The sequence below is a fragment of the Streptomyces sp. NPDC004031 genome, assembly GCF_053604375.1.
Map to the genome: position 1 here is coordinate 82,000 of NZ_JBSGHL010000009.1, position 23,289 is coordinate 105,288.

Annotated in this window: 21 protein-coding genes; 14 read left to right on the forward strand and 7 right to left on the reverse strand. The window is 72.4% G+C overall.

Annotated features, from left to right (window positions below):
- Window positions 1-47 precede the first annotated feature (47 nt).
- The 3 genes from ACWERV_RS07925 to ACWERV_RS07935 all read right to left on the reverse strand — a co-directional run bounded on the left by ACWERV_RS07925 (window position 48) and on the right by ACWERV_RS07935 (window position 2,896).
- Window positions 48-1,088: a COX15/CtaA family protein gene (locus ACWERV_RS07925; RefSeq protein WP_452930164.1), complete on the reverse strand. Its 1,041-nt coding sequence runs from the start codon at window positions 1,086-1,088 to the stop codon at window positions 48-50.
- 66 nt (window positions 1,089-1,154) lie between these two features.
- Window positions 1,155-1,964 (reverse strand): ABC transporter permease, encoded by an 810-nt coding sequence (locus ACWERV_RS07930; RefSeq protein WP_452930166.1) that lies wholly within the window; start codon window positions 1,962-1,964, stop codon window positions 1,155-1,157.
- The gene (locus ACWERV_RS07935; RefSeq protein WP_452930168.1) at window positions 1,961-2,896 is read right to left on the reverse strand and encodes an ABC transporter ATP-binding protein; all 936 of its coding nucleotides are present in this window, start codon (window positions 2,894-2,896) and stop codon (window positions 1,961-1,963) included. Before ACWERV_RS07935 ends, ACWERV_RS07930 begins: the two co-directional genes overlap by 4 nt.
- Window positions 2,897-3,029: 133 nt before the next feature.
- Here ACWERV_RS07935 and ACWERV_RS07940 point away from each other — a divergent pair, with 133 nt between their 5' ends.
- The 8 genes from ACWERV_RS07940 (at window position 3,030) to ACWERV_RS07975 (ending at window position 9,687) form a co-directional block, all read left to right on the forward strand.
- Entirely contained in the window at window positions 3,030-3,830 is an 801-nt protein-coding gene (locus ACWERV_RS07940) for a helix-turn-helix transcriptional regulator (RefSeq protein ID WP_398187425.1), read from the forward strand.
- Window positions 3,827-5,248, forward strand: a complete 1,422-nt coding sequence (gene sufB / locus ACWERV_RS07945; RefSeq protein ID WP_031520964.1) for a Fe-S cluster assembly protein SufB — start codon at window positions 3,827-3,829, stop codon at window positions 5,246-5,248. The genes ACWERV_RS07940 and sufB overlap by 4 nt, the downstream gene beginning before the upstream one ends.
- A gap of 84 nt (window positions 5,249-5,332) precedes the next feature.
- Window positions 5,333-6,502, forward strand: a complete 1,170-nt coding sequence (sufD, locus tag ACWERV_RS07950) for a Fe-S cluster assembly protein SufD (protein WP_452930171.1) — start codon at window positions 5,333-5,335, stop codon at window positions 6,500-6,502.
- Complete coding sequence (locus ACWERV_RS07955) at window positions 6,499-6,828, forward strand: non-heme iron oxygenase ferredoxin subunit (RefSeq protein WP_398187433.1); 330 nt, start codon at window positions 6,499-6,501, stop codon at window positions 6,826-6,828. The genes sufD and ACWERV_RS07955 overlap by 4 nt, the downstream gene beginning before the upstream one ends.
- Window positions 6,829-6,835: 7 nt before the next feature.
- Entirely contained in the window at window positions 6,836-7,600 is a 765-nt protein-coding gene (gene sufC, locus ACWERV_RS07960) for a Fe-S cluster assembly ATPase SufC (protein WP_452930174.1), read from the forward strand.
- A gap of 26 nt (window positions 7,601-7,626) precedes the next feature.
- The gene (locus tag ACWERV_RS07965) at window positions 7,627-8,874 is read left to right on the forward strand and encodes a cysteine desulfurase (RefSeq protein WP_398187656.1); all 1,248 of its coding nucleotides are present in this window, start codon (window positions 7,627-7,629) and stop codon (window positions 8,872-8,874) included.
- Window positions 8,875-8,887: 13 nt separating this feature from the next.
- Window positions 8,888-9,352, forward strand: coding sequence for a Fe-S cluster assembly sulfur transfer protein SufU (sufU, locus tag ACWERV_RS07970; protein WP_398187439.1), 465 nt, complete (start codon window positions 8,888-8,890; stop codon window positions 9,350-9,352).
- On the forward strand, window positions 9,349-9,687 hold the full coding sequence (locus tag ACWERV_RS07975; RefSeq protein ID WP_031520951.1) for a metal-sulfur cluster assembly factor: 339 nt from the start codon (window positions 9,349-9,351) through the stop codon (window positions 9,685-9,687). Before sufU ends, ACWERV_RS07975 begins: the two co-directional genes overlap by 4 nt.
- 84 nt (window positions 9,688-9,771) lie before the next feature.
- Here ACWERV_RS07975 and ACWERV_RS07980 read toward each other — a convergent pair whose 3' ends face one another.
- Entirely contained in the window at window positions 9,772-11,316 is a 1,545-nt protein-coding gene (locus ACWERV_RS07980) for an MFS transporter (protein WP_452930177.1), read from the reverse strand.
- A gap of 92 nt (window positions 11,317-11,408) precedes the next feature.
- Here ACWERV_RS07980 and ACWERV_RS07985 point away from each other — a divergent pair, with 92 nt between their 5' ends.
- A complete protein-coding gene (locus ACWERV_RS07985) occupies window positions 11,409-12,062 on the forward strand; it encodes a TetR/AcrR family transcriptional regulator (protein WP_452930179.1) in 654 nt (217 codons plus the stop codon).
- Between the two features lie 22 nt (window positions 12,063-12,084).
- On the opposite strand, the gene ACWERV_RS07990 is transcribed toward ACWERV_RS07985, so the two are convergent.
- Complete coding sequence (locus ACWERV_RS07990) at window positions 12,085-12,876, reverse strand: alpha/beta fold hydrolase (RefSeq protein WP_452930181.1); 792 nt, start codon at window positions 12,874-12,876, stop codon at window positions 12,085-12,087.
- Between the two features lie 111 nt (window positions 12,877-12,987).
- On the opposite strand from ACWERV_RS07990, the gene ACWERV_RS07995 reads away from it, so the two are divergent.
- Window positions 12,988-14,826 (forward strand): DUF2264 domain-containing protein, encoded by a 1,839-nt coding sequence (locus tag ACWERV_RS07995; RefSeq protein WP_452930184.1) that lies wholly within the window; start codon window positions 12,988-12,990, stop codon window positions 14,824-14,826.
- Between the two features lie 3 nt (window positions 14,827-14,829).
- Here the strand turns inward: ACWERV_RS07995 and ACWERV_RS08000 are convergent, their stop codons facing one another.
- Window positions 14,830-15,225, reverse strand: coding sequence for a cupin domain-containing protein (locus ACWERV_RS08000; protein WP_452930187.1), 396 nt, complete (start codon window positions 15,223-15,225; stop codon window positions 14,830-14,832).
- 52 nt (window positions 15,226-15,277) lie between these two features.
- Here ACWERV_RS08000 and ACWERV_RS08005 point away from each other — a divergent pair, with 52 nt between their 5' ends.
- On the forward strand, window positions 15,278-16,240 hold the full coding sequence (locus ACWERV_RS08005; protein ID WP_452930189.1) for a helix-turn-helix domain-containing protein: 963 nt from the start codon (window positions 15,278-15,280) through the stop codon (window positions 16,238-16,240).
- Between the two features lie 426 nt (window positions 16,241-16,666).
- On the forward strand, window positions 16,667-17,647 hold the full coding sequence (dapD, locus tag ACWERV_RS08010; protein ID WP_398187462.1) for a 2,3,4,5-tetrahydropyridine-2,6-dicarboxylate N-succinyltransferase: 981 nt from the start codon (window positions 16,667-16,669) through the stop codon (window positions 17,645-17,647).
- Between the two features lie 19 nt (window positions 17,648-17,666).
- Here the strand turns inward: dapD and ACWERV_RS08015 are convergent, their stop codons facing one another.
- Window positions 17,667-19,151: a hypothetical protein gene (locus tag ACWERV_RS08015; protein WP_452930192.1), complete on the reverse strand. Its 1,485-nt coding sequence runs from the start codon at window positions 19,149-19,151 to the stop codon at window positions 17,667-17,669.
- 368 nt (window positions 19,152-19,519) lie between these two features.
- Here ACWERV_RS08015 and ACWERV_RS08020 point away from each other — a divergent pair, with 368 nt between their 5' ends.
- Both ACWERV_RS08020 and ACWERV_RS08025 read left to right on the forward strand, forming a co-directional pair.
- Window positions 19,520-21,001: a hypothetical protein gene (locus ACWERV_RS08020; protein ID WP_452930195.1), complete on the forward strand. Its 1,482-nt coding sequence runs from the start codon at window positions 19,520-19,522 to the stop codon at window positions 20,999-21,001.
- Window positions 21,002-21,758: 757 nt separating this feature from the next.
- Window positions 21,759-23,264 carry an alkaline phosphatase PhoX gene (locus ACWERV_RS08025; RefSeq protein WP_452930198.1) on the forward strand — a complete coding sequence of 502 codons (1,506 nt, stop codon included), beginning with the start codon at window positions 21,759-21,761 and terminating at the stop codon, window positions 23,262-23,264.
- The last annotated feature ends 25 nt before the right edge of the window (window positions 23,265-23,289 follow it).

The following is a 23,289-nucleotide window of genomic DNA, read 5'->3' on the forward strand; positions in this document are numbered from 1 at the left end:
GTGCGTCTCGCGCTGGTCGCGCGGCCTTCCCGCCGTCGTGGCTGGTCCTACGCTCCCGGGGTGCCACTGGCGGCCGGTTCGCGGCCTTCCCGCCGTGCGGGCTGGTCGCGCAGTTCCCCGCGCCCCTGATGGGCTTCTCCCGGTTCGGATTCCGGGCGTTCGCGCATCGCGAGGACCACGCGGAGGACGGCGATCCAGACGAGGCTCGCGCCGAACATGTGGAGGTCGACGAGGGCCGCCGGGAGGTGGGTGAAGTACTGGACGTAGCCGATGACGCCCTGGGCCATGAGGACGGCGAAGAGTTCGGTCACGCGGCGCTGGGGGCCGCGGGGGGCGTCTACCGCGCGCAGGACGAACCAGAGGGCGATCGTCAGGCCGACGACGATCCAGGCGAAGTCGGCGTGCAGCTGGGCGATGGTCTTCCAGTCGACCTCGATGCGCTGGAGCTTGTACTTGCCGCTGCTGTCGCCGGGGTGCGGGCCCGCGCCCGTGACCAGCGTGCCCACCGTGATCAGCACCGCGGAGGCGGCGACGAGCACCAGGCCCAGCTGGCGTACCGGCTTGCCGACCAGCGGGCGCGGGGAGGCGTCGCCCTCGGCGGTGCGCTGCCAGGTGAGGACCGCGACCGTGATGAGGGCCGCGGTGAGCAGGAAGTGCAGCGCGACGACGTACGGGTTGAGCTTGGTCAGGACGGTCAGGCCGCCCCAGATCGCGTTGCCGACGACGACCCAGAACTGGGCCCACGCGAGCCGGTGGAGGCCGGTGCGGTGCGGTTCCATCGCGCGGATCGCGATGATCGCCCAGCCGACCGCCGCGCACAGCACGTACGTCAGCATGCGGTTGCTGATCTCGATGGCGTGGTGGATGCCCATCTCGCGGGTGCCGAGCAGGCTGTCCCCGCTGCACGTGGGCCAGGTCGGGCAGCCCAGGCCGGACGCGGTGAGCCGGACCGCGCCGCCGGTGATCACGATGACCACGGACATCACCAGGGCGGCCAGGGTCGCCCGGCGGACCGTCACGGGGTCCGGGGTCCACCTGGCGGCGATGAAGGCGAGCGGGTTTCGCGCGATTTCGGGCAGCTTCGGCACGGAGCCATCGTAGGCGCCTCCTTGTGCGTGTTTTCACGAGGGGGCCCGCGCGGGGTCCGTGGGCGGCTATTCCCAGCGGAAGAAGCGGCTCGCGGCGGCCAGCGCGACGGCCGCCCACACCGCGAGGATGCCCAGGTCGGCCCAGGGCATCGCGGCGCCGTCCCGCAGGACGTCGCGCAGGCCGTCGGACAGGGCGGACACGGGCAGCAGCTGGAGCACGTCCCGTACGGGGCCGGAGAACTTGTCCATCGGCACGATGACCCCGCCGCCGATGAGCAGCAGCAGGAAGACCAGGTTGGCGGCGGCGAGCGTGGCCTCGGCGCGCAGCGTGCCCGCCATCAGCAGGCCGAGCCCGGAGAAGGCGGCGGTGCCGAGCAGCAGCAGGACGAGCACGGCGAGCGGGTTGCCGTGCGGGGACCAGCCGAGCGCGAAGGCGATCACGACCAGGAGCACGACCTGGAGCAGTTCGGTGACCAGCACCGAGCAGGTCTTGGCGGTCAGCAGCGCCCAGCGCGGCAGCGGCGAGGCGCCGAGCCGCTTGAGCACGCCGTAGCGGCGCTCGAAGCCGGTGGCGATGGCCTGGCCGGTGAAGGCGGTGGAGAGCACGGCGAGCGCGAGGACGCCGGGGGCGAGGAAGCCGACGGACTTGCCCGCGCCGGTGTCGACGATGTCGACGGAGCTGAAGACGAGCAGCAGCAGCGCCGGGATCACGACGGTGAGCAGCAGCTGCTCGCCGTTGCGCAGCAGCATCTTCGTCTCCAGCACCGCCTGGGCGCGGATCATCGCGGCGGTCCCGGCGGGGCCGGGGCCGGGGGCGAACATGCCGGCGTGCGGGGCGTCCGGCGCGGTGTCCGTGGTGCTCGTGGTGGCGGTCATCCGCGCAGCTCCCTGCCGGTCAGTTCCAAGAAGACGTCCTCCAGGGTGCGCCGCTCCACCGCGAGCCCCTCGGGGAGGACGCCGTGCTGGGCGCACCAGGAGGTGACGGTGGCCAGCAGCTGCGGGTCCACCTTGCCCTCGATGCGGTAGCTGCCGGGGCCCAGCTCGGCGGCGGTGCTGTCGGCGGGCAGCGCCTTGAGCAGCGAGGCGAGGTCCAGGCCGGGGCGGCCGGTGAAGCGCAGGGTGCCCTCGGCGCCGCCGCGGCACAGCTCCTCCGGGGTGCCGCGGGCTATCGCGCGGCCGGCGTCGATGATGACGACCTGGTCGGCGAGCTGCTCGGCCTCGTCCATGAAGTGGGTGGTCAGCACGACGCCGACGCCGTCGGCGCGCAGCTCGCGCACCAGGTCCCAGGTGGCGCGGCGGGCCTGGGGGTCCAGTCCCGCGGTGGGCTCGTCGAGGAAGACCAGCTCGGGGCGGCCGACGACGGCCATGGCGAGCGCGAGCCGCTGCTGCTGCCCGCCGGACAGCCGGCGGTAGGCGGTGCGGCCGCAGGATTCCAGGCCGAGCCGTTCGATGAGCAGCGCCGGGTCCACCGGATGGGCGTGCAGCGCGGCGGTGTGCCGGAGCATCTCCTCGGCGCGGGCGCCGGGGTAGACGCCGCCGGACTGGAGCATCACGCCGATCCGGGGGCGGAGCGCTGCCCCCTCGGTGACGGGGTCCAGCCCGAGGACGCGTACGCTTCCGGAGTCCGGGCGGCGGTAGCCTTCGCACACCTCGACGGTGGTGGTCTTGCCCGCTCCGTTGGGGCCGAGCACGGCGGTGACGCTGCCGCGCGGCACCACGAGGTCGAGACCGTCGACCGCGGCCTTGGCCCCGTACCGCTTGACCAGACCGGTCACCTCGACAGCAGGGACCCCGGACGCGTTTCGCATGGGACGAGTCTAGGGAGCCGGGAAAGCGGATCCGGCCGCGGGGCGGAATTAGGTGACCCTAAGTGACGCAGCACACCGCGGGTGGTGCCGAGGCGGCTTGCCCGTGCCTGAGGAATTACGCAACAATGTCTTTGTGAAATACGTCGGTGGTGCCGCTCAGGAGGCGGCGGAGGAGCAGACGACCGGGGAGCGGCGCACCCGCAACCGGGTCGCCCGGTCCATCCTGAACCACGGACCGTCCACCGCCGCCGATCTCGCGCAGCGGCTGGGCCTCACCCAGGCCGCCGTCCGCCGCCACCTCGACGCGCTCGTCGCGGAGAACGTGGTGGAGCCCCGCGAACAGCGGGTCTACGGCCAGCGCGGCCGCGGCCGCCCGGCCAAGGTCTTCGCGCTCACCGACTGCGGCCGGGACGCCTTCGACCAGGCCTACGACGCCCTCGCGGCCGACGCGCTGCGCTGGATCGCCGAGACCGCCGGCGGCGGAGCCGACGGGCAGGCCGCCGTGTCGGCCTTCGCGCGGGCACGCGTCGCCGCGCAGGCCGAGCGCTACCGCGCCGCCGTCGAGGCCGCGGCCCCCGAGGACCGCACCCGGGCGCTGGCCCGCGCGCTGTCCGCGGACGGCTACGCGGCGACCACGGCCGCGACCAACAGCGACTCCGGCCCCGCCGGGGAGCAGCTGTGCCAGCACCACTGCCCGGTCGCCCATACGGCCGAGCAGTTCCCCGAGCTGTGCGAGGCGGAGGCGGAAGTCTTCTCCCGGCTGCTCGGCACCCACGTCCAGCGGCTGGCCACCATCGCCCACGGCGACGGCGTGTGCACGACCTTCGTGCCGAGAGCCCCGCAGGCGCCGCAGACGGCGCAGCTCGGAACCGCTGACAGCACCACCCACACCGATCAGGCAACAGCCCGCACGTCCGGGAGGAACCCCGCATGACTGCTCCCACCGAGACCACTCACCCGGAGCTGGAAGGCATCGGCAACTACGAGTACGGCTGGGCCGACTCCGACATCGCCGGCGCGTCCGCCCGGCGCGGGCTGTCCGAGGACGTGGTCCGGGACATCTCCGCGAAGAAGGGCGAGCCGGAGTGGATGCTGAAGCTGCGGCTCAAGGGCCTGCGGCTGTTCGGCAAGAAGCCCATGCCGACCTGGGGCTCGGACCTGTCGGGCATCGACTTCGACAACATCAAGTACTTCGTGCGGTCCACCGAGAAGCAGGCCGAGTCCTGGGAGGACCTGCCGGAGGACATCAAGAACACCTACGACAGGCTCGGCATCCCGGAGGCGGAGAAGCAGCGCCTGGTCGCCGGTGTCGCCGCGCAGTACGAGTCCGAGGTGGTCTACCACCAGATCCGCGAGGACCTGGAGAGCCAGGGTGTCATCTTCCAGGACACCGACACCGCGCTGCGCGAGCACCCGGAGCTGTTCCAGGAGTACTTCGGCACGGTCATCCCGGCCGGTGACAACAAGTTCGCGTCGCTGAACACCGCGGTGTGGTCCGGCGGGTCGTTCATCTACGTCCCCAAGGGCGTGCACGTGGACATCCCGCTGCAGGCCTACTTCCGGATCAACACCGAGAACATGGGCCAGTTCGAGCGGACGCTGATCATCGTCGACGAGGACGCGTACGTCCACTACGTCGAGGGCTGCACCGCGCCGATCTACAAGTCCGACTCGCTGCACTCGGCCGTCGTCGAGATCATCGTGAAGAAGGGCGGCCGCTGCCGCTACACGACGATCCAGAACTGGTCGAACAACGTCTACAACCTGGTGACCAAGCGCGCCGTCGCCTACGAGGGCGCCACCATGGAGTGGGTCGACGGCAACATCGGCTCCAAGGTCACCATGAAGTACCCGGCCGTCTACCTGATGGGCGAGCACGCCAAGGGCGAGACGCTGTCGATCGCGTTCGCCGGCGAGGGCCAGCACCAGGACGCGGGCGCCAAGATGGTGCACATGGCGCCGAACACGTCGTCCAACATCGTCTCCAAGTCGGTGGCGCGCGGCGGCGGCCGCACCTCCTACCGCGGCCTCATCGAGATCGGCGAGGGCTCGGCGGGATCGAAGTCCAACGTGCTGTGCGACGCGCTGCTGATCGACACCGTCTCGCGCTCCGACACCTACCCGTACGTCGACGTCCGCGAGGACGACGTGTCGATGGGCCACGAGGCGACCGTCTCCAAGGTCTCCGACGACCAGCTCTTCTACCTCATGAGCCGCGGACTGACCGAGTTCGAGGCCATGGCGATGATCGTGCGCGGCTTCGTCGAGCCGATCGCCAAGGAGCTGCCGATGGAGTACGCCCTGGAACTGAACCGGCTGATCGAGCTGCAGATGGAGGGCGCCGTCGGCTGACGGCCGGCCCGCCTCCCGTACCCCGCTCGCGACGTTCGGCGAGCCTTCCCGAGTTCCTCCCGAAAGAGAGCTGTACGACTAGCCATGGCTGACATCACCCCTGCGGGCAGCACCACGGACGGTGCCATCACGGTGGGACAGCCCGCCGACGCCCGGGTCAGCGCGGCCCCGTCCTACGACGTGGCCGACTTCCCGGTGCCGCACGGCCGCGAGGAGGAGTGGCGCTTCACTCCGCTGGAACGCCTGCGCGGGCTGCACGACGGCACCGCCGAGGCCACCGGCGCCCTGCGCGTCGAGGTGACCGCCCCGGAGGGGGTCACGGTGCAGACCGTGGACCGCACCGACCCGCGGATCGGCCGCGCGGGCAAGCCCGTCGACCGGGTCGCCGCGCAGGCGTTCAGCTCCTTCGAGAAGGCCTCGGTCGTCAGCATCCCCAAGGACACGATCCTGACCGAGCCGGTCAGGATCGCCGTCCACGGCGAGGGCGGCACGTCCTTCGGCCACCAGGTCGTCGAGGTCGGCGCCTTCGCCGAGGCCGTCGTCGTCATCGACCACACCGGCGACACCACCTTCGCCGCCAACGTCGAGTACCTGATCGGCGACGGCGCCAAGCTCACCGTGGTGTCCGTGCAGGACTGGGACGACACCGCCGTGCACGCCGCCCAGCACACCGCGCTCGTCGGCCGCGACGCCAGCTTCAAGTCGGTCGTCGTGACCTTCGGCGGCGACCTGGTCCGCCTGCACCCGCGGGTCGTCTACGGCGCCCCCGGCGGCGAGGCCGAGCTGTACGGGCTGTACTTCACCGACGAGGGCCAGCACCAGGAGCACCGGCTCTTCATCGACCACGACACCCCGCACTGCCGCTCCGACGTCGCCTACAAGGGCGCGCTGCAGGGCCAGGACGCGCACGCGGTGTGGATCGGCGACGTGCTCATCCGGGCCGCCGCCGAGGGCACCGACACCTACGAGCTCAACCGCAACCTGGTTCTCACCGACGGCGCCCGCGTCGACTCGGTGCCGAACCTGGAGATCGAGACCGGCGAGATCGTCGGCGCCGGTCACGCCTCCGCGACCGGCCGCTTCGACGACGAGCAGCTCTTCTACCTCCGGTCCCGCGGCATCCGCAGCCAGGAGGCGCGCCGCCTGGTCGTCCGCGGCTTCTTCGGCGAGCTGGTCCAGCAGATCGGCCTGGCCGACCTGGAGGAGCGGCTGATGGCGAAGATCGACGCGGAGCTGGAGGCGTCCGTCGGATGACCGCCACCGAGGCGTACGTCGCCGTCTGCAAGCTCGCCGAGCTGGAGGAGGACACCCCCCGCCGGGTCGAGATCGACGGCACCCCGGTGTCCGTCGTCTCCACCGGCGGCGACGTCTACGCCATCCACGACATCTGCTCGCACGCCAACGTCTCGCTCTCCGAGGGCGAGGTCGAGGACTGCCAGATCGAGTGCTGGCTGCACGGGTCCCGTTTCGACCTGCGCACCGGCAAGCCCTCCGGGCTGCCCGCCACGCGGCCCGTGCCCGTATACCCCGTCAAGATCGTTGGGGACGACGTGCTCGTCTCCGTCACCCAGGAGTCCTGAGTCACCCATGGCCACGCTTGAAATCCACGACCTGCACGTCACCGTCGAGGCCGACAACTCCACCAAGGAGATCCTCAAGGGCGTCGACCTGACCGTGAAGCAGGGGGAGACCCACGCGATCATGGGTCCCAACGGCTCCGGCAAGTCCACCCTCGCGTACTCGCTCGCGGGCCACCCCAAGTACACGATCACCGGCGGCACCGTCACGCTCGACGGCGAGGACGTCCTCGCGATGAGCGTCGACGAGCGCGCCCGCGCCGGCCTCTTCCTGGCCATGCAGTACCCGGTCGAGATCCCCGGCGTCTCCGTCTCCAACTTCCTGCGCACCTCCGCGACCGCCATCCGCGGCGAGGCCCCCAAGCTGCGCACGTGGGTCAAGGAGGTCAAGGAGACGATGGAGCGGCTCCAGATGGACCCCTCCTTCGCCGAGCGCAACGTCAACGAGGGCTTCTCCGGCGGTGAGAAGAAGCGCCACGAGATCCTCCAGCTGGAGCTGCTCAAGCCGCACATCGCGATCCTCGACGAGACCGACTCCGGCCTGGACGTGGACGCGCTGCGCATCGTCTCCGAGGGCGTCAACCGGGTACGCGAGTCCGGCGAGGTCGGCACCCTGCTGATCACCCACTACACGCGCATCCTGCGGTACATCAAGCCCGACTTCGTCCACGTCTTCGCCGCCGGCCGCATCGCCGAGTCCGGTGGCGCGGAGCTGGCCGACAAGCTGGAGGAAGAGGGCTACGAGTCCTACGTGAAGGGTGGCGCTGCCGCGTGACACTCCCCCCGCCGACCCGGCGGCCCCTGCCCGGCCTCCTCGACACCGAGGCGATCCGCAAGGACTTCCCGGCCCTCGACCGGGTCGTCCACGACGGCAAGAAGCTCGTCTACCTGGACAACGCGGCGACCTCGCAGAAGCCGCGCCAGGTCCTCGACGTGCTGAACGCGTACTACGAGCGTTCCAACGCCAACGTCCACCGCGGTGTGCACGTGCTCGCCGAGGAGGCCACCGCGCTGTACGAGGGCGCGCGCGACAAGGTCGCCGCGTTCATCAACGCGCCCAGCCGCGACGAGGTCATCTTCACCAAGAACGCCTCCGAGTCGCTCAACCTGGTCGCGAACATGCTCGGCTGGGCGGACGAGCCGTACCGGGTCGACCGGGACACCGAGATCGTCATCACCGAGATGGAGCACCACTCCAACATCGTCCCGTGGCAGCTGCTCTCGCAGCGCACCGGCGCGACGCTGAAGTGGTTCGGCCTCACCGACGACGGCCGGCTCGACCTGTCCGACATCGAGCAGGTCATCACCGAGAAGACGAAGATCGTCTCCTTCGTGCTGGTGTCCAACATCCTCGGCACCGTCAACCCGGTCGAGGCCATCGTGCGCCGCGCCCAGGACGTCGGCGCCCTGGTGCTCATCGACGCCTCGCAGGCCGCCCCGCACATGGTGCTGGACGTGCAGGCGCTCGGCGCCGACTTCGTGGCCTTCACCGGCCACAAGATGGTCGGCCCGACCGGTATCGGCGTGCTGTGGGGCCGCCAGGAACTGCTGGAGGACCTGCCGCCCTTCCTCGGCGGCGGCGAGATGATCGAGACCGTCTCGATGCACTCCTCCACCTACGCGCCCGCGCCGCACAAGTTCGAGGCCGGCACCCCGCCGATCGCCCAGGCCATCGGCCTCGGCGCGGCCGTGGACTACCTCACCGCGATCGGCCTGGACAAGATCGCCGCGCACGAGCACACGCTCACCGAGTACGCGCTGGAGCGGCTGCGCGACGTCCCGTCGCTGCGCATCATCGGCCCCGACACCGCGCAGGACCGGGGCTCGGCGATCTCCTTCACGCTCGGCGACATCCACCCGCACGACGTGGGCCAGGTGCTCGACGAGCAGGGCATCGCCGTCCGGGTCGGCCACCACTGCGCCCGCCCGGTCTGCCTGCGGTACGGAATTCCCGCGACCACGCGAGCGTCGTTCTATCTGTACTCCACTCCGGCCGAGGTCGACGCCCTGGTCGACGGGCTGGAGCAGGTCAGGAACTTCTTCGGGTGACGGTGGTGCTGCTGTGAAGCTGGACTCGATGTACCAGGACGTGATCCTGGACCACTACAAGCACCCGCACGGGCGCGGCCTGCGCGACGGCCAGGCCGAGGTGCACCACGTCAACCCCACCTGCGGGGACGAGATCACCCTGCGGGTACGGATGGACGGCGAGACCGTCGGCGACGTCTCGTACGAGGGCCAGGGCTGCTCCATCAGCCAGGCCAGCGCGTCCGTCCTCAACGACCTGCTGGTCGGCAAGGAACTGGCCGAGGCGCGGAAGATCCAGGAGACCTTCCTGGAGCTGATGCAGTCCCGCGGCCAGATCGAGCCCGACGACGCGATGGAGGAGGTGCTGGAGGACGCCGTCGCGTTCGCCGGCGTCTCGAAATACCCGGCGCGGGTCAAGTGCGCGCTGCTGAGCTGGATGGCCTGGAAGGACGCCACGGCGCAGGCACTGTCCGGCACCACCCCCGAGGAGACCGCATGACTGACGGCACCGAGGTCGCGCTGAAGCCGGCCTCCGAGGAAGAGATCCGCGAGGCGCTGTACGACGTCGTCGACCCCGAACTGGGCATCGACGTCGTCAACCTGGGCCTCATCTACGGCATCCACGTCGACGACTCCAACGTCGCCACCCTGGACATGACCCTCACGTCCGCGGCCTGCCCGCTGACCGACGTGATCGAGGAGCAGGCCCAGACCGCGACGGAGGGCATCGTCGCCGACCTGAAGATCAACTGGGTCTGGATGCCGCCGTGGGGCCCGGAGAAGATCACCGACGACGGCCGCGAGCAATTGCGTGCCCTGGGCTTCAACGTCTGAGCTGCCCTCCGCGGAAGGCGGTGCCCGTTTTTCGCCCGCGGGGCGCCCCTAAAAACGGGCGCCCCGCGCGGCACGCGTCAACTGCTACGCCGCGGAGCGGCCGCGCTCGCGGATGGCGAGTGCCATCAGGCCCGCCGCCAGGCACAGCACGCCGGCCACGGCGAAAACCACGTTCGTGGCGTGCACGAACACCCCCACCGCGGCCCGGTACTCCGCCCCCGGCAGCAACCGCAGCGCACTCGTGTCGAGGTTGCCGTTCACTCGCGCCGCACCGCGCAGGTGCGCGTCCAGGTATCGCGCGACGATCGTGCTGTAGAGCGCGAACCCGAACGACGTCCCCAGCTGCTGCGCAAACCGCAGGGACCCCGTCGCGACCCCCAGGTCCGCCGGGTCCACCGAACTCTGCATGTACTGCAGGCCCAGGCCGAGCGACTGCCCGACGCCGATGCCGAGCACGAAGCATCCGGCGCCGATGAGCCAGTAGCTGGTGCCCGTCCCTATCCCGCCGAAGGCGATGAGTACCGCGGCCTCGAACGTGCCCGCCGCCACCAGCAGGTACTTGAACTTGCCCAGGGTGTTGACGATGAGCCTCGCGACCGGCACGGATGCCAGGACGCCCGCGGCCATGCACGCCGTGAGCAGTCCGGCGTGGCCGGTGCTGAGGCCGCGGCCGACCTGTAGGTAGCCGTTGACGTAGAACAGGCCGCCCGCCACGCCCGTCCCCGCGACCAGGGAGACGGGCATCATCATCCGGAAGACGGGGTTGCGCAGCAGGGTCAGTGAGACGAGCGGTTCGGGTGCGACGAGGCTGCGCCACACGAAGCAGCCCGCGAGGAGCACCGCTCCCGCGGCGAGCGCGGTGACGACGCCCGACGTCCACGCGTAGCGGCTGCCGCCCCACTGGGCGACCAGCAGCGCGCACGCCCCGAAGCCGCCGAGCAGCGCGGCGCCGAGGAAGTCGACGCGGCGCCGTACCGGGCGGGCGGGCAGCCGCAGCACGAGGGCGAAGACCGCGAACGCGGCGGCGGCGATGGGGAGGTTGAGCAGGAAGACCCAGCGCCAGTTCAGGCTGTCGGAGATGAGGCCGCCGAGTGTCGGCCCGAGGGCGAGGCCGATGCCGAACATGACCGCCGCGCCGATGCCGACGGCGCTGGAGGGCTTGACCGTACGGTCCGGGTCGCTGTCGTCGCGGTCGTCGAAGAGGGTGCCGGTGACGACGAGGGTGATCGCGGTGAGTCCGCCCGCGCCGAGCCCCTGCACGGTGCGGGCGGCGATGAGTTCGGTGAGGGTGCGGGACAGGCCGCAGCCGAGCGAGCCGACGGTGAAGAGTCCGAGCGCGGTGAGCAGCAGCGGCTTGGCGCCGTACTCGTCGGCGAGCCTGCCGTACAGCGGTACGACGATGCAGTCCGCGAGGGCGTAGCACGAGGTCAGCCAGGGCAGTTCGGCGATGCCGTGGACCGGGTCGAGGTCGGCGACGGTCTTCCACGCCACGGCGGACACGATGTTGATGTCCAGGATCGCCAGCAGCAGCACGGTGATGGCGGCCGCGCCCACCAGCCTGACCTGGCGGGTGCTCATCAGCAGGACCGGCCCGTCGTGGACGGGGGCCCAGGTGTTCTTGTCTCCCATGCGATTTACACTAGGTGTAAAGATGCTCGGAGGCAATCTATGTAGTGAGTGCAATAATCAACCCGGGCGAACATTGCCGGTAGGATCCGGCCATGGCTGACGAACTGGGGCTGCGGGAGCGTAAGAAGCTGCGGACGGGCGAGCACATCTCCGAGACGGCGGTCGCGCTCTTCCTGCGGGACGGCTTCGACGGGGTCTCGGTCGCCGATGTCGCCGCCGCCGCGGAGGTGTCGAAGAAGACGGTCTTCAACTACTTCCCGACCAAGGAGGACCTGGTCTTCCACCCGCTGCGCGACCACATCGACGAGCCCGCGCGCGTCGTCAGGTCCCGGCGGTCCGGCGAGTCCCCGGTGGCCGCGCTGCGGCGGCACTTCCTCGCGGGCCTGGCCGCCGGGGACCCCAGCACCGGGCTCGCCGACTACCCGGAGTTCCTGGCCTTCCAGCGCATGGTCATGGCCGCGCCCAGCCTGAAGCTGCGGCTGATGGAGCAGTGGATCCTGAGCGAGGACAGCCTCGCGGAGGCGCTCGCCGAGGTCCTCTTCGCCGAGGACGGGGGCGTCGCGGGCGACCCGTCCCGGGGCATCGTGCCGCGCGCGCTCGCCGGTCAGACCCTCGCGGTGCAGCGGGCCCTGACGGTACGCAACCTGGAGCGGATGCTCGCGCGGGAGCGGGACCCGGACGCCCTCGCGCAGGCCACCGCGGAGGCGGAACTGGCCTTCGGGCTGCTGGCGAAGGCCTTCCCCTGACCCGGGCGGCGGGCGGGTCCGCTCAGTCGGCGAGCGTGTCGAGCAGGGCGGCCAGCGCCGCCGGTCCCTCGACGTGGGCCAGGTGGCCCTGGCCGGGCAGTTCGTGGACCGCCGCGCCCGGTACGAGCGCCCGGACGTCCTCGAACGCCGTTCCGTACGGCGGCAGGCCCCGGTTGTGCGCGCCGACGATCAGGTCGACGCGCTCCGCCCGCCCGCCCAGGGCCCGCGGCTCCTCGGCGTTCAGCGCGGCGATCTCGGCGTACAGCGGTTCGCTGAGCCGGCGCAGCAGCTCCCAGGTGGGGCGGTCCGCGCGCAGCGCCTCGACGTAGGACGCCGAGAAGCCGGAGATCCGCCGGTTGACGATCTCCACCGCGCGGTCCAGGTCACCTGCCGCGTCCGCGGCCTTCAGCTCCTCCAGGGCGTCCGCGCCGAACGGCCGGACCACCGGCTCGTACCCGATCAGCCGCCGCACCGGGCGTTCCTCGGCGGCCAGCAGTGCGACGAGCGCCCCGTAGCTCCAGCCGAAGACCGCCCGCGGCTCGCCGAGCGCGTCGAGGACGGCGGCCAGGTCGGCGACCTCGGTGCGCAGCGAGTAGTCGCCGGTCAGCGGCCCGGACGGGGTGCGGCCGCGCCGGTTGACGACCGCCGCCGAGGGCCACGCGGTGAGCGCGCCCACCACGTCCCGCCAGCCGGCGGCGTCGCTCATCACGCCGGGGAGCACGAGCAGCGCGGGCGCGCCCGGCTCCCCGTACACGTCGACCGTGACCCAACTGCCGCCGGACACCGTGACCTTGTGCCGTATCGCGTGCTCCATGCGGCCATTGTGCTGCACCGCTGCCGTGGCCGTGACGGCGGGAGGGGCGTTGACGTGGGCCGAAGGAGTTGCGAAAGTTGTCGCAACATCGGCGTCGGGAGGGCGGCCAGCATGGGCAGCGGTACGGATGGCGGGGCGTTCGGCGGCACGGGCGGCGGCGCGTCCGCACCCCCGCGGGCCGCGTCGGCACGCGCGGAGATGCAGGCGTACGCGCGGGAGCTGGCGGAGGCGCTGCCGCCGTACGCGAGCCCCGGCGGGGCCAGGATCCGGCTCGGCGTCAACATCGCCCACCACCCCGACACCGCCGCCGACTTCGAGGGCTACGCCCGCCCGCTGTGGGGCCTGGCCCCGCTCGCCGCGGGCGGCGGCGACTTCGCGCACTGGGACCTGTGGGCGCGCGGCCTCGCCGCTGGCACCGATCCCGCCCACCCCGAGTACTGGGGCGAGCCGCGCGACATCGACCAGCGCACGGTGGAGTCCGCCGCGCTCGGCTTCGCCCTCGCCCTCGCGCCCGACAAGCTCTGGGACCCGCTCAGCGGCGCCGAGAAGGACCGCGCGGGCGCCTGGCTCGCCCGCTTCGTCGACGCCCGCACCCCGGACAACAACTGGAACTTCTTCCCCGTCATGGTCTCGCTCGGCCTGGACCGGGTCGGCTACGCCCACGACCGCGACGCCCGGCACGCCCGCCTCGACCGGCTGGAGACCTACGCGCTCGCCGACGGCTGGTACGCCGACGGCCCCACCCCGCAGCGCGACTACTACATCCCCTGGGCCATGCACTTCTACGGCCTCATCTACGCCACCCTCGCCGGTGACGAGGATGCCGACCGCGCCGCCCGGTTCCGGCAGCGCGCGGGGGAGTTCGCCCAGGGCTTCCGGCACTGGTTCGCCGACGACGGCTCCGCCGTGCCGTACGGGCGCAGCCTCATCTACCGCTTCGCGCAGGGCTCCTTCTGGGGCGCCCTCGCCCACTCCGGCTCCGACGCGCTGCCCGCGGGCGAGGTCAAGGGCCTGCTCATGCGGCATCTGCGCTGGTGGCGCGACCGTACGGAGAGCATCGCGCCCGACGGGCTGCTCAGCATCGGCTACGGCTACCCGCAGCCCGCAGTCGCCGAGCAGTACAACGGGCCCGCCTCCCCGTACTGGGCGATGAAGGCCTTCCTGCCACTCGCGCTGCCCGCCACCGACGCCTTCTGGACCGCGGACGAGCAGCCGCTGCCGGACGATCTGCCCGGAACCCTCGTCCAGCCGCCCGCGGGCGCCGTTCTGTCCCGCTCCGGAGGCGACGTCACGCTGCTCAGCGGGCTCCAGCAGAACACCTGGGCGCGCGGCGGCCCCGCCAAGTACGCCAAGTTCGCCTACTCCACGCGCTTCGGCTTCAGCCTCCCCGCCGGTGACCTCGGGCTCGTCCACGGGGCGTACGACTCCGTCCTCGCCGTCAGCGACGACGACGGCGAGCCCGTCCACTTCCGTGTCCGCGAGACGTGCGAGGAATTCGAGGCCTCCGCCGAGGACGGCACCGTCCGCAGCACCTGGCGCCCCTGGGCCGACGTCGAGATCACCACCTGGCTCACCGCCGCCGGACCCTGGCACCTGCGCACCCACCGCATCCGCACCGGGCGCGCCCTGCACACCGCGGAAGCGGGCTTCGCCGTCGACCGCGACGGTACGGGCACGCGCCGCGTGACCGGCGAGGGCCGCGCCCTCGCCGCCGGACCCACCGGCGACCTCAGCGCCCTCGCCGACCTGCCCGAACCGGGCACCGCACCGCGCGAGGGCCACGTCGTCGAAGCGCTCCCCGGCACCAACGTGCTGGCCCGCCGCACCGCGATCCCCACCCTGCTGGCCCACCTCCCGGCGGGCGAGCACTGGCTGCGCTGCGCCGTCCTGGGGGCCGGGCCCGAGCAGGCGTCGGCCTGGGAGGCCGAGCCGCCCGCCGCGCGGCACTGACCGTCACAGCGCGAGGGGGTGGCCGGTCGTGGCGTCCACGTGGTCCGGCACCTCCTCGTGGCTGTCGCCGACCGTGAGCGTGCCGGTCGGCTCCAGCACCATGATCGACGCGCCCTCCGCCGAGGACGGGCAGTGCTCGACGCCCCGGGGCACGGTGAAGACCGACCCCCGGGGCAGCACCACCGTGCGCTCGCCCGCCTCCTCGCGCAGCGCGATGCTCAACTCCCCGTCCAGGACCAGGAAGAACTCGTCCGTGTCGTGGTGCGCGTGCCACACGTGCACGCCCCGCACCTTCGCGACCCGCACGTCGTAATCGTTGACCCGCGTCACGATCCGCGGGCTCCACAGGTCGTCGAAGGAAGCGAGAGCGGCGGCCAGGGCGGTGGGTTCAGTCGTCATGCCGATCATCCTCGGGGAGCGCGAACCGCCGTGGCAGTGCTAGGAATCGCACATGCCGCAGGGATCCTCGCACCGGGTCGTCGTCCTCGTCGACGACAACTCCAACCCCTTCGAACTCAGCTGCGCGATCGAGATCTTCGGCCTGCCCAGACCCGAACTCGGCCGCGACCTCTACGACTTCACGCTGTGCGCCGCCCAGCCGCGGACCCGCATGCGGGACGGCTTCTTCACCCTCGGCGGTGTCGCCGGACTCGACGCCGCCGACACCGCGGACACGCTCATCGTCCCCAACCGGCCCGACGTCGAGGCGCCCCGGCCCGCGCCCGTACTCGACGCGATACGCCGCGCGCACGCGCGCGGAGCCCGGATCGTCGGCTTCTGCAGCGGCGCCTTCACCATGGCCGAAGCAGGCATCCTCGACGGGCGCCGCGCCACCGCGCACTGGCGCTGGGCCCACCTCTTCCGCGCCCGCTTCCCCGCGGTACGGCTCGAACCCGACGTGCTCTTCGTCGACGACGGCGACATCCTCACCGCGGCGGGGAGCGCCGCCGCGCTCGACCTCGGGCTGCACGTCGTACGCCGCGACCACGGCGCGGAGATCGCCAACGCGGTGAGCCGGCGGCTCGTCTTCCCCGGCCACCGGGACGGCGGACAGCGCCAGTTCGTCGAACGCCCCGTGCCCGAACTGCGCGACCAGTCGCTCGGACCCGTCCTGGCGTGGGCCCTCGAACACCTCGACGCGCCGCTGACCGTCGCCGACATCGCCGCGCGCGCGGCCGTCAGCCCCGCGACGCTGCACCGCCGCTTCCGGGCGCAGCTCGGGACGACGCCGCTCGCCTGGCTCACCGGCGAGCGCGTCGCCCTCGCCTGCCGGCTCATCGAACGCGGCGAGCCCCGCCTCGACGTCGTCGCCCGCCGGGCCGGCCTCGGCACGGCCTCCCACCTCCGTGGGGTGCTCCGCCGGGTGACGGGACTCTCCCCCTCCGCGTACCGCTCCCGCTTCGGCGCGGCGTGAGGCCGCCCCGGGGTGCCTCTTGCGGTGGCCCGCGCGACCGTCCGCCGGTGGGTGGTTGCGCGCGCAGTTCCCCGCGCCCCTTTCGCTCCGGGGGTGCCTCTTGCGGTGGGCGTCGCGACCTTCCCGCCGTGGGGGCTGGTCGCGCAGTTCCCCGCGCCCCTAAAACGCTTGGCTCATGCCGCGCAGGGCAACACACCAGGGGCGCGGGGAACTGCGCGACAAGCCCCCACCGGGGGAAAGGCGATATGCCGCGCCAAGTGGCAATCACCTGGGGGCGCGGGGAACTGCGCGCTCAGCTCACCACCGGGGGAAGGACGCGACGCCCACCGCAAGGGGCACCCCGGGGCGGAGGGGGCGGGGCCCGGAAGGGCCTGGTCGCGGCGGGCCGGGTGCGGGGACGGGCACGGCAACCGCTAGCGTCGGGGTATGAATGACTTCCGCGCCACCGGCGCCATCAGCGCCGGCCTCGCCACCGTCGCCGACGACGGCACCGTGCTCGACACCTGGTACCCCGCCCCGCAGCTCACCGCGGAGCCGGGCCCCGCGGGCACCACGCGGCTGACCGCGGACGAGGCCGCCGAGGCCCTGGGGAGCGCGGCGCCCGCCGCGCTGGGCCCCGACCCGCGCCGCGGCGTCGAGGTGATCGCCGTCCGTACCGTCATCGCGTCCACGGACGACAAGCCCCTCGACGCGCACGACGCGTACCTGCGGCTGCACCTGCTCAGCCACCGCCTGGTCCGCCCGAACCAGCAGAATCTCGAAGGGCTCTTCGGTGTCCTGGCCAACGTCGCCTGGACGTCGATCGGCCCGGTCCCGGTGCCGCGGCTGGAGGCGGCCCGCCTCGCCGCCCGCACCGAGGGCCTGCACCTGTCGGTGTACGGCGTGGACAAGTTCCCGCGGATGACGGACTACGTCGTCCCGTCCGGCGTGCGCATCGCCGACGCCGACCGGGTCCGCCTCGGCGCGCACCTCGCGTCCGGCACGACCGTGATGCACGAGGGCTTCTGCAACTTCAACGCGGGCACCCTCGGCTCGTCGATGGTGGAGGGCCGCATCTCGCAGGGCGTCGTGATCGGCGACGGCTCGGACATCGGCGGCGGCGCGTCCATCATGGGCACCCTGTCCGGCGGCGGCACGCAGATCGTCTCGGTCGGCGAGCGCTGCCTGCTGGGCGCCGAGTCGGGCCTGGGCATCGCGCTCGGCGACGACTGCGTGGTCGAGGCCGGCCTCTACGTCACCGCCGGCACCCGTCTGACGCTCCCGGACGGGGAGATCGTCAAGGCCGTCGAGCTGTCCGGCGCGGACAACCTCCTCTTCCGCCGCAACTCCACCACCGGCAAGGTCGAGGTCCTCCCGCGCACCGGTTCGTGGGGCGGCCTGAACGCGGTCCTGCACAGCCACAACTGACCCGCAAGGACGACAGAGATCACCGCCCGCAGGTGGCCCCGTGCCCCTGCGGGGCGGTGACCGCGACATCCTCCATCCGCACGCTGAAGGACCGGGCCCGGTCAGGGTCCCAGGCCCACAGCCGGTCCCCGTCGCCCCCGAAGGTGAGCACGGCGTGGCCCGTGGGGACGGGGCCGTCCCACACAGGTATCGCGGAGGCGAGCGGTCGTACGCACATCAGGCGGCCGTCGAGACCGAAGTACGGCGCCGGATCGTGGCCCGCACGTGCTGCTGCCGCGGTCCGGTTCGCCGCGCTGTCCGCCTGCTGGAGGCCCACCAGGAGTGCCGTTCCGACGTAGACCACGGTGAGCAGTGGGACGAAGAGCCACACCAGATGCGGCGTGACGACGAGCTGGTGAAAATGCCGGGCCCATCCGGCGACGCTCAGGAAGAACAGGGCGAAGGCCGCGGCGATCAGCACCGGTTTGAGAGCCACCGCGTAATTCGAGCCGATCTCCATCGGCACCGAGCCGGCCGGTATGCCGAAGGTCTCGTCGAGGTAGACGGCGTACATCAGGTGCCCGAACCAAGGCAGCACGAGCGCGGCGGGCGCGAGGCTCAGCGGCAGGATCCAGTTGGCGTTGCGGCTGAACCACGAGTGCGCCAGCGCCAGCCACACACCCCAGAAGACGAGGCCGCCCACGACGACCACCGCGACGGCGAGCACCTGCTGCCGGGGCGGCCCCGGCGCCTGCTGTTCCACGAGGAACCCCATAGCCGACGCGAGCAGGCTGCCCGCCAGGCCGTACGCCCAGACCCGTGACCGCGGTCGGCGCAGCGGCGCCGGTGGTTCGGGGACGATCACGCTGCCCAGCGGACCGGCCAGGGCGAACACGGGGAGCAGGGTCAGCGCCTCCCACGGTGATGGCGCCGCGTAGGCGGCCATGCCCGCGACGAACAGCGCCAAGGCCGCCAGGCCGAACAGCACCCCTTGTTTTACGGTTTTGTGCCTGCGCGCGGTCTCGTCGGGGAAGCGCGTGACGCCGCGGCCGCCGAGCGGTACGCGGATGACGTGAGTGCCGGGGCTGTACCGCTCGTCGCCCAGGGTGCGCGTGGCCAGCGCCGCTTCGGCCGTCGCGGACATCGCGCGTCCGGGCACGCTCAGTACGCCCTCCAGCTTCGGAAAGCCGTAGCGGATCCACCATGAAGTGAGCCGTTGTACACGCGTGCTGCCGTATGTCGGGCTGCGGTGGATCCGGTAGACGGGCTGGTTCCGGTGCGGCTGGCGGACGGGTGCAGCCTGCTGGACCCACATCCCGACCTTGTTGCTCGCGGCCAGCCGTTCCACGTGCCGCACCGCCGCCTGCACCGCGCCGCGCGCTGCCCCATACAACCGGGCCTCGACGATCAGGACGACATGCCCGGCCGCCGTGGCAAGCCCCTCGTCCGCGACCGCGCGGCGCACCGGCCAGCCGCGTCCCTCCAGCAACTGCTGTGCCAGTTCGAGGTGATGCGCTTGATCCACCACATCCACCAGCATCAGGACACGACGGTTGAATGGGACCTGGGGCAGGGGACCGGAAGGACCGGTGATCACCGGCGGGACGCCGGATGTCGGGGCCGTACCGTGTGGTGCCGGGACGCCTCTGCGTGCGGCATGACGCAGTCGGCGCAGTGCCGTGAACCGGAACATTTCCAGCCTCCTCTGAGTGGAACGGTGATCGTTAGGACATCAGGGACAGTGTGCGGCGCCCTACTGACATACGGGCTCCGATTGCGTCGCACCTGCGGCGCGGCACCGCCGGGGCGGTCCCACCCCCTAGGCTGAGGGGGAGCAGGGCGGTGCGGGTCGCCGCCGACGATGTGGCCGAACGCCGAAGGGGAGCCGTCCCGATGTCCGCAAGTCCTTTCGTCCTGCCGCCGGTGCGGCTGCTTCCCGCCGGTGACCTCGCCCGGTCGGCGCTGGACGTGCCGCTGCTGGAGCGGGCGCTGCGGCTGGCCCGGTGGGCCGGGTCCGAGCGGGCGGTGGACGCGATGGGGGAGCTGCTGGAAGCGGATCTCGTCGCCGCCGCCGAGGAGTTGGGGTTCTCCGCGGAGGATTCCGACGTGCTCGGTGAGACCGCGCAGGCGTGGGCCGCCGCCGTCGACTCCGGGCTGCTCGCCCTGGAGATCGAGGAGGAGGCCGAGGAGTCCACCCCGCAGGGTGAGGCCGCCGGGCGCGCGGTGCCGGGCGAGTCCTTCGACGCCGTCGCCGCCGGTGAGGTGCAGGAGGTGCTGGACGCGTGGCTCGCGACCGCCGAGTCCGCGCTCGCCGAAGCCGCCGCCCCCGACCTGGAGAGCCTCTACGACGCCGAGGACGGTGAGCCGCCCGCCGACCGGCCCGACTGGGACCCGGAGGAGGAGGCCGACTTCCTCGACACGGCCCTCGCCAACCTCTACACCCTCGCCGCCCTCGACGACGGCACCGAATCCGTGCAGGGCGCCGTACCGCTGCCCGTCCTCGCCGCGTCGCTCGTCGTGCCCGACGAGATGGAGCAGCCCAGCGACGCCGTCCTCGAAGAGGTCACCGAGGTCATGCTGCGCCTCGACGACCACTTCCGGCTGCTCGCCCCGACCGGGCTCGTCGACTACCAGCCGCTCGACGACGCCCTCATCGAGGACGAGGACGAACCCGGAATCCCCGAGTCCGGCGGTGACCTCGACCCCGACGAGATCTCCCGCTACGGGCTCGTCCGGCTCACCCCGCTCGGCGTCTACGGCCTGCGGCAGCTCCTGCTGGACGCCGGCGCGTCCGCCCCCGTCGTCGGCGACCTCGCCGAGGCCTCCGGCTCCGAACTCCTCGACGCGCTCGCGAGCTACCCCGACCAGCTCGCCCGCGCCGAAGCGGAGGGCTGGCTCGCCGACCGCAAGCCCGCCGAGGCGGCCCGCGAGCTGCTCGCCGCCGCCCGTGGCACGGACGAGGGCGGCCCCTCCCGGCGCCTCATGTGCCAGCAGACCCTCACGCTCGTCGGGGCCGGCGCCGAACCCGCGCTCCGCGAGGTCCTCGACGACCGCCAGCTCGGCGGGCTCGCCCGCGTGTGGCTCACCGAGAGCGGTGCGGGGGATGTGCCGGCGCCCGACCCGGAGATGGTGTACTGGCTCACCGTCGACACGCTGGCCGCGCAGCTCGCCGCGGGCGACGACCACGAGCTGCTCGCGGAGCTGGTCGCCGATCTCGTCGCCCGGCACGACGGCTTCTTCGACGCGGCCTGGCGCGTCGACCACCCCGCCGCGGCGGATGTCCTGGAGGCGATGGGGCAGCTGCACCCGGATCGCCGGGCGGCGAAGGCTGCGCGCAAAGCGGCATTCAAGGCCCGCTCGCGCGAGGCCCACTGACCTCGCCCCGCGAGACGCCGCCCCCTCCTCGGGGGGTGAGCGTTTTTCGGCCGCGCGAACGCGGAAGTCGCTGCGCGTGCCGCACTGGGCCCATCGACCTCGCCCCGCGGGGCGGCGCCCCTTCCGCGCAGGGTGAGCGTTTTTCCGCCGCGCGGAGTCGGAAGTCGCTGAGGCTGCGCCGCCGGGCAACCATCAGGGGCGCGGGGAACTGCGCGGCCCGCCCCCACCGGCCGGTGGTCCGGATCGGACCGAAGAGACCCTTTGGGTCGGTATCCGACCCGCGCCCCGGTGGGGGCTTGTCGCGCAGTTCCCCGCGCCCCTAAAAACGCTCGTCCCGCGGCGCAGCCGTGCCGTGAAAACGCGTGCCCAGCGGCGCAGCTGCGCCCTGGAAACGGGAGCCCGTGGCGGACCCGGCGGGGAAGGCTCGCCCCGCAGCGCAGCCGTGCCCTGAAAGCGCGTGCCCGCGGCGGAGGCCCCCGGCGGGGGAGGCTCGGCCCGCGGCGTACGCGTGCCCTGAGGGCGGGTGCCCAGCAGGGCAGGTGTGCCCTGCGGGCGACGGCCCTGCACGGTAGTGCTGGCCCCACGCAGGGGGAGACTTGAAGCGGGCTTTGCGAATTCTTGGGGTCACCATGAAGCTGACCCCCACCGTACGCGCAGCGTTCATGCGGGGTTGGCCCCCGGCGGGGACCGTGGCGGCCGCAGGCAAGAGGACGCACGCGGCGCGCGGGTGCCGCGGAGGCGAGACAAGGGGATCACCGTGCCGCTCAGCCGCAGGGATTTCGTTCAGCGTTCGGCGTTCACCGGGGCCGGCATCGCCTTGGCGGGTGCCGTCGACGTACTGGCCACCGCTCCCGGCGCGCTCGCGTCGGACGCGCACGGCCACGACGGTCACCACGGCCACGACGGCCACGATCACGGGCACGCGCCCGAGCTGGGGTACGGGCCGCTGAAGTCCGACCCCGCGGGCCTGCTCGCGCTGCCCGCGGGCTTCTCGTACCGCGTCGTGACGCGTACGGGGACGACGACGCTGGACTCCGGCGAGACGACGCCGTCCAACCACGACGGCACCGCCGCCTTCGCCGGCAGCCGGGGTGCGACGCTGCTGGTCAACAACCACGAGATCGGCGGCCCGCTGGCGAAGGCGCCGTATCCCGTGCCGCATGCCGCGGACCTGGTGTACGACCCCGCGGCCGCGGGCGGCTGCACGGTCGTGGAGGTGCCCCAGCACTGGCGCGGTGACGAGGGCGGGCGCGGCAAGGGCCACGCGGACGCGGTCGGCGAGTGGGTCGGCATCGCCGGCACCTCCACCAACTGCGCGGGCGGCGCGACCCCGTGGGGCACGTGGCTGACGTGCGAGGAGACCGAGGACCGGGCCGGTCAGAACGGCATGACCAAGGACCACGGCTACGTCTTCGAGGTCGATCCGCACGACCGGCACGCCAACCGTCACCCCAAGCCGATCCGGGCGCTGGGGCGTTACGCGCACGAGGCCGTCGTCGTCGATCCCAAGCGCGGCCACATGTATCTCACCGAGGACGCCGCCGGTCCCAACGGCCTGCTCTACCGCTGGACTCCGCCGCACGGCTTCCACCACGGCCGCGGCCGGCTCGCGACGCTCGGCGACACCGACGGCGTGCTCCAGGCCTTCCGCTGCTTCGACGCGAAGGGTCACTTCGTCGACGACCTGTCGCGGGCGACCGTGATCGGCACCCGCTACGGCGTGGACTGGGTGGACGTCCCGGACCGCGACGCGAAGACCACCTCGGTGCGCAAGCAGTTCACCGAGGGCCAGGTCACCCGCGCCCGCAAGCTGGAGGGCATGTGGTGGGCGGACGGCGGCACGTACGTCGTGTCGTCCTTCGCGCGCGAGGAGAGCCCGGTGCAGCACGACGGCGCCGTGTGGTTCTACGACCCGGCCCGCCGCACGCTCACCCTCAAGGTGCTGCTGGGCGTGAACACCGCGCCGGAGCAGGACGGGGCGTTCGACGGCCCGGACAACATCACCGTCTCGCCGTACGGCGGCCTGATCATCGCCGAGGACGGCGTCGGCGTGCAGCACCTGTTCGGCGCCCTCGACGACGGCCGGACCTACCCGCTGGCCCGCAACGAGCTGAACATCGGCACCGAGGAGGAGCCGGAGTTCAGCGAGTTCACCGGGGTGACCTTCTCGCCCGACGGTGGCACGCTCTTCGCCAACATCCAGACCCCCGGCATCATGGTCGCGATCACCGGCCCGTGGCGCCGCCAGCGCGCCCGCGGCTGACCGCGCCGAACGACCGACGGCCGCC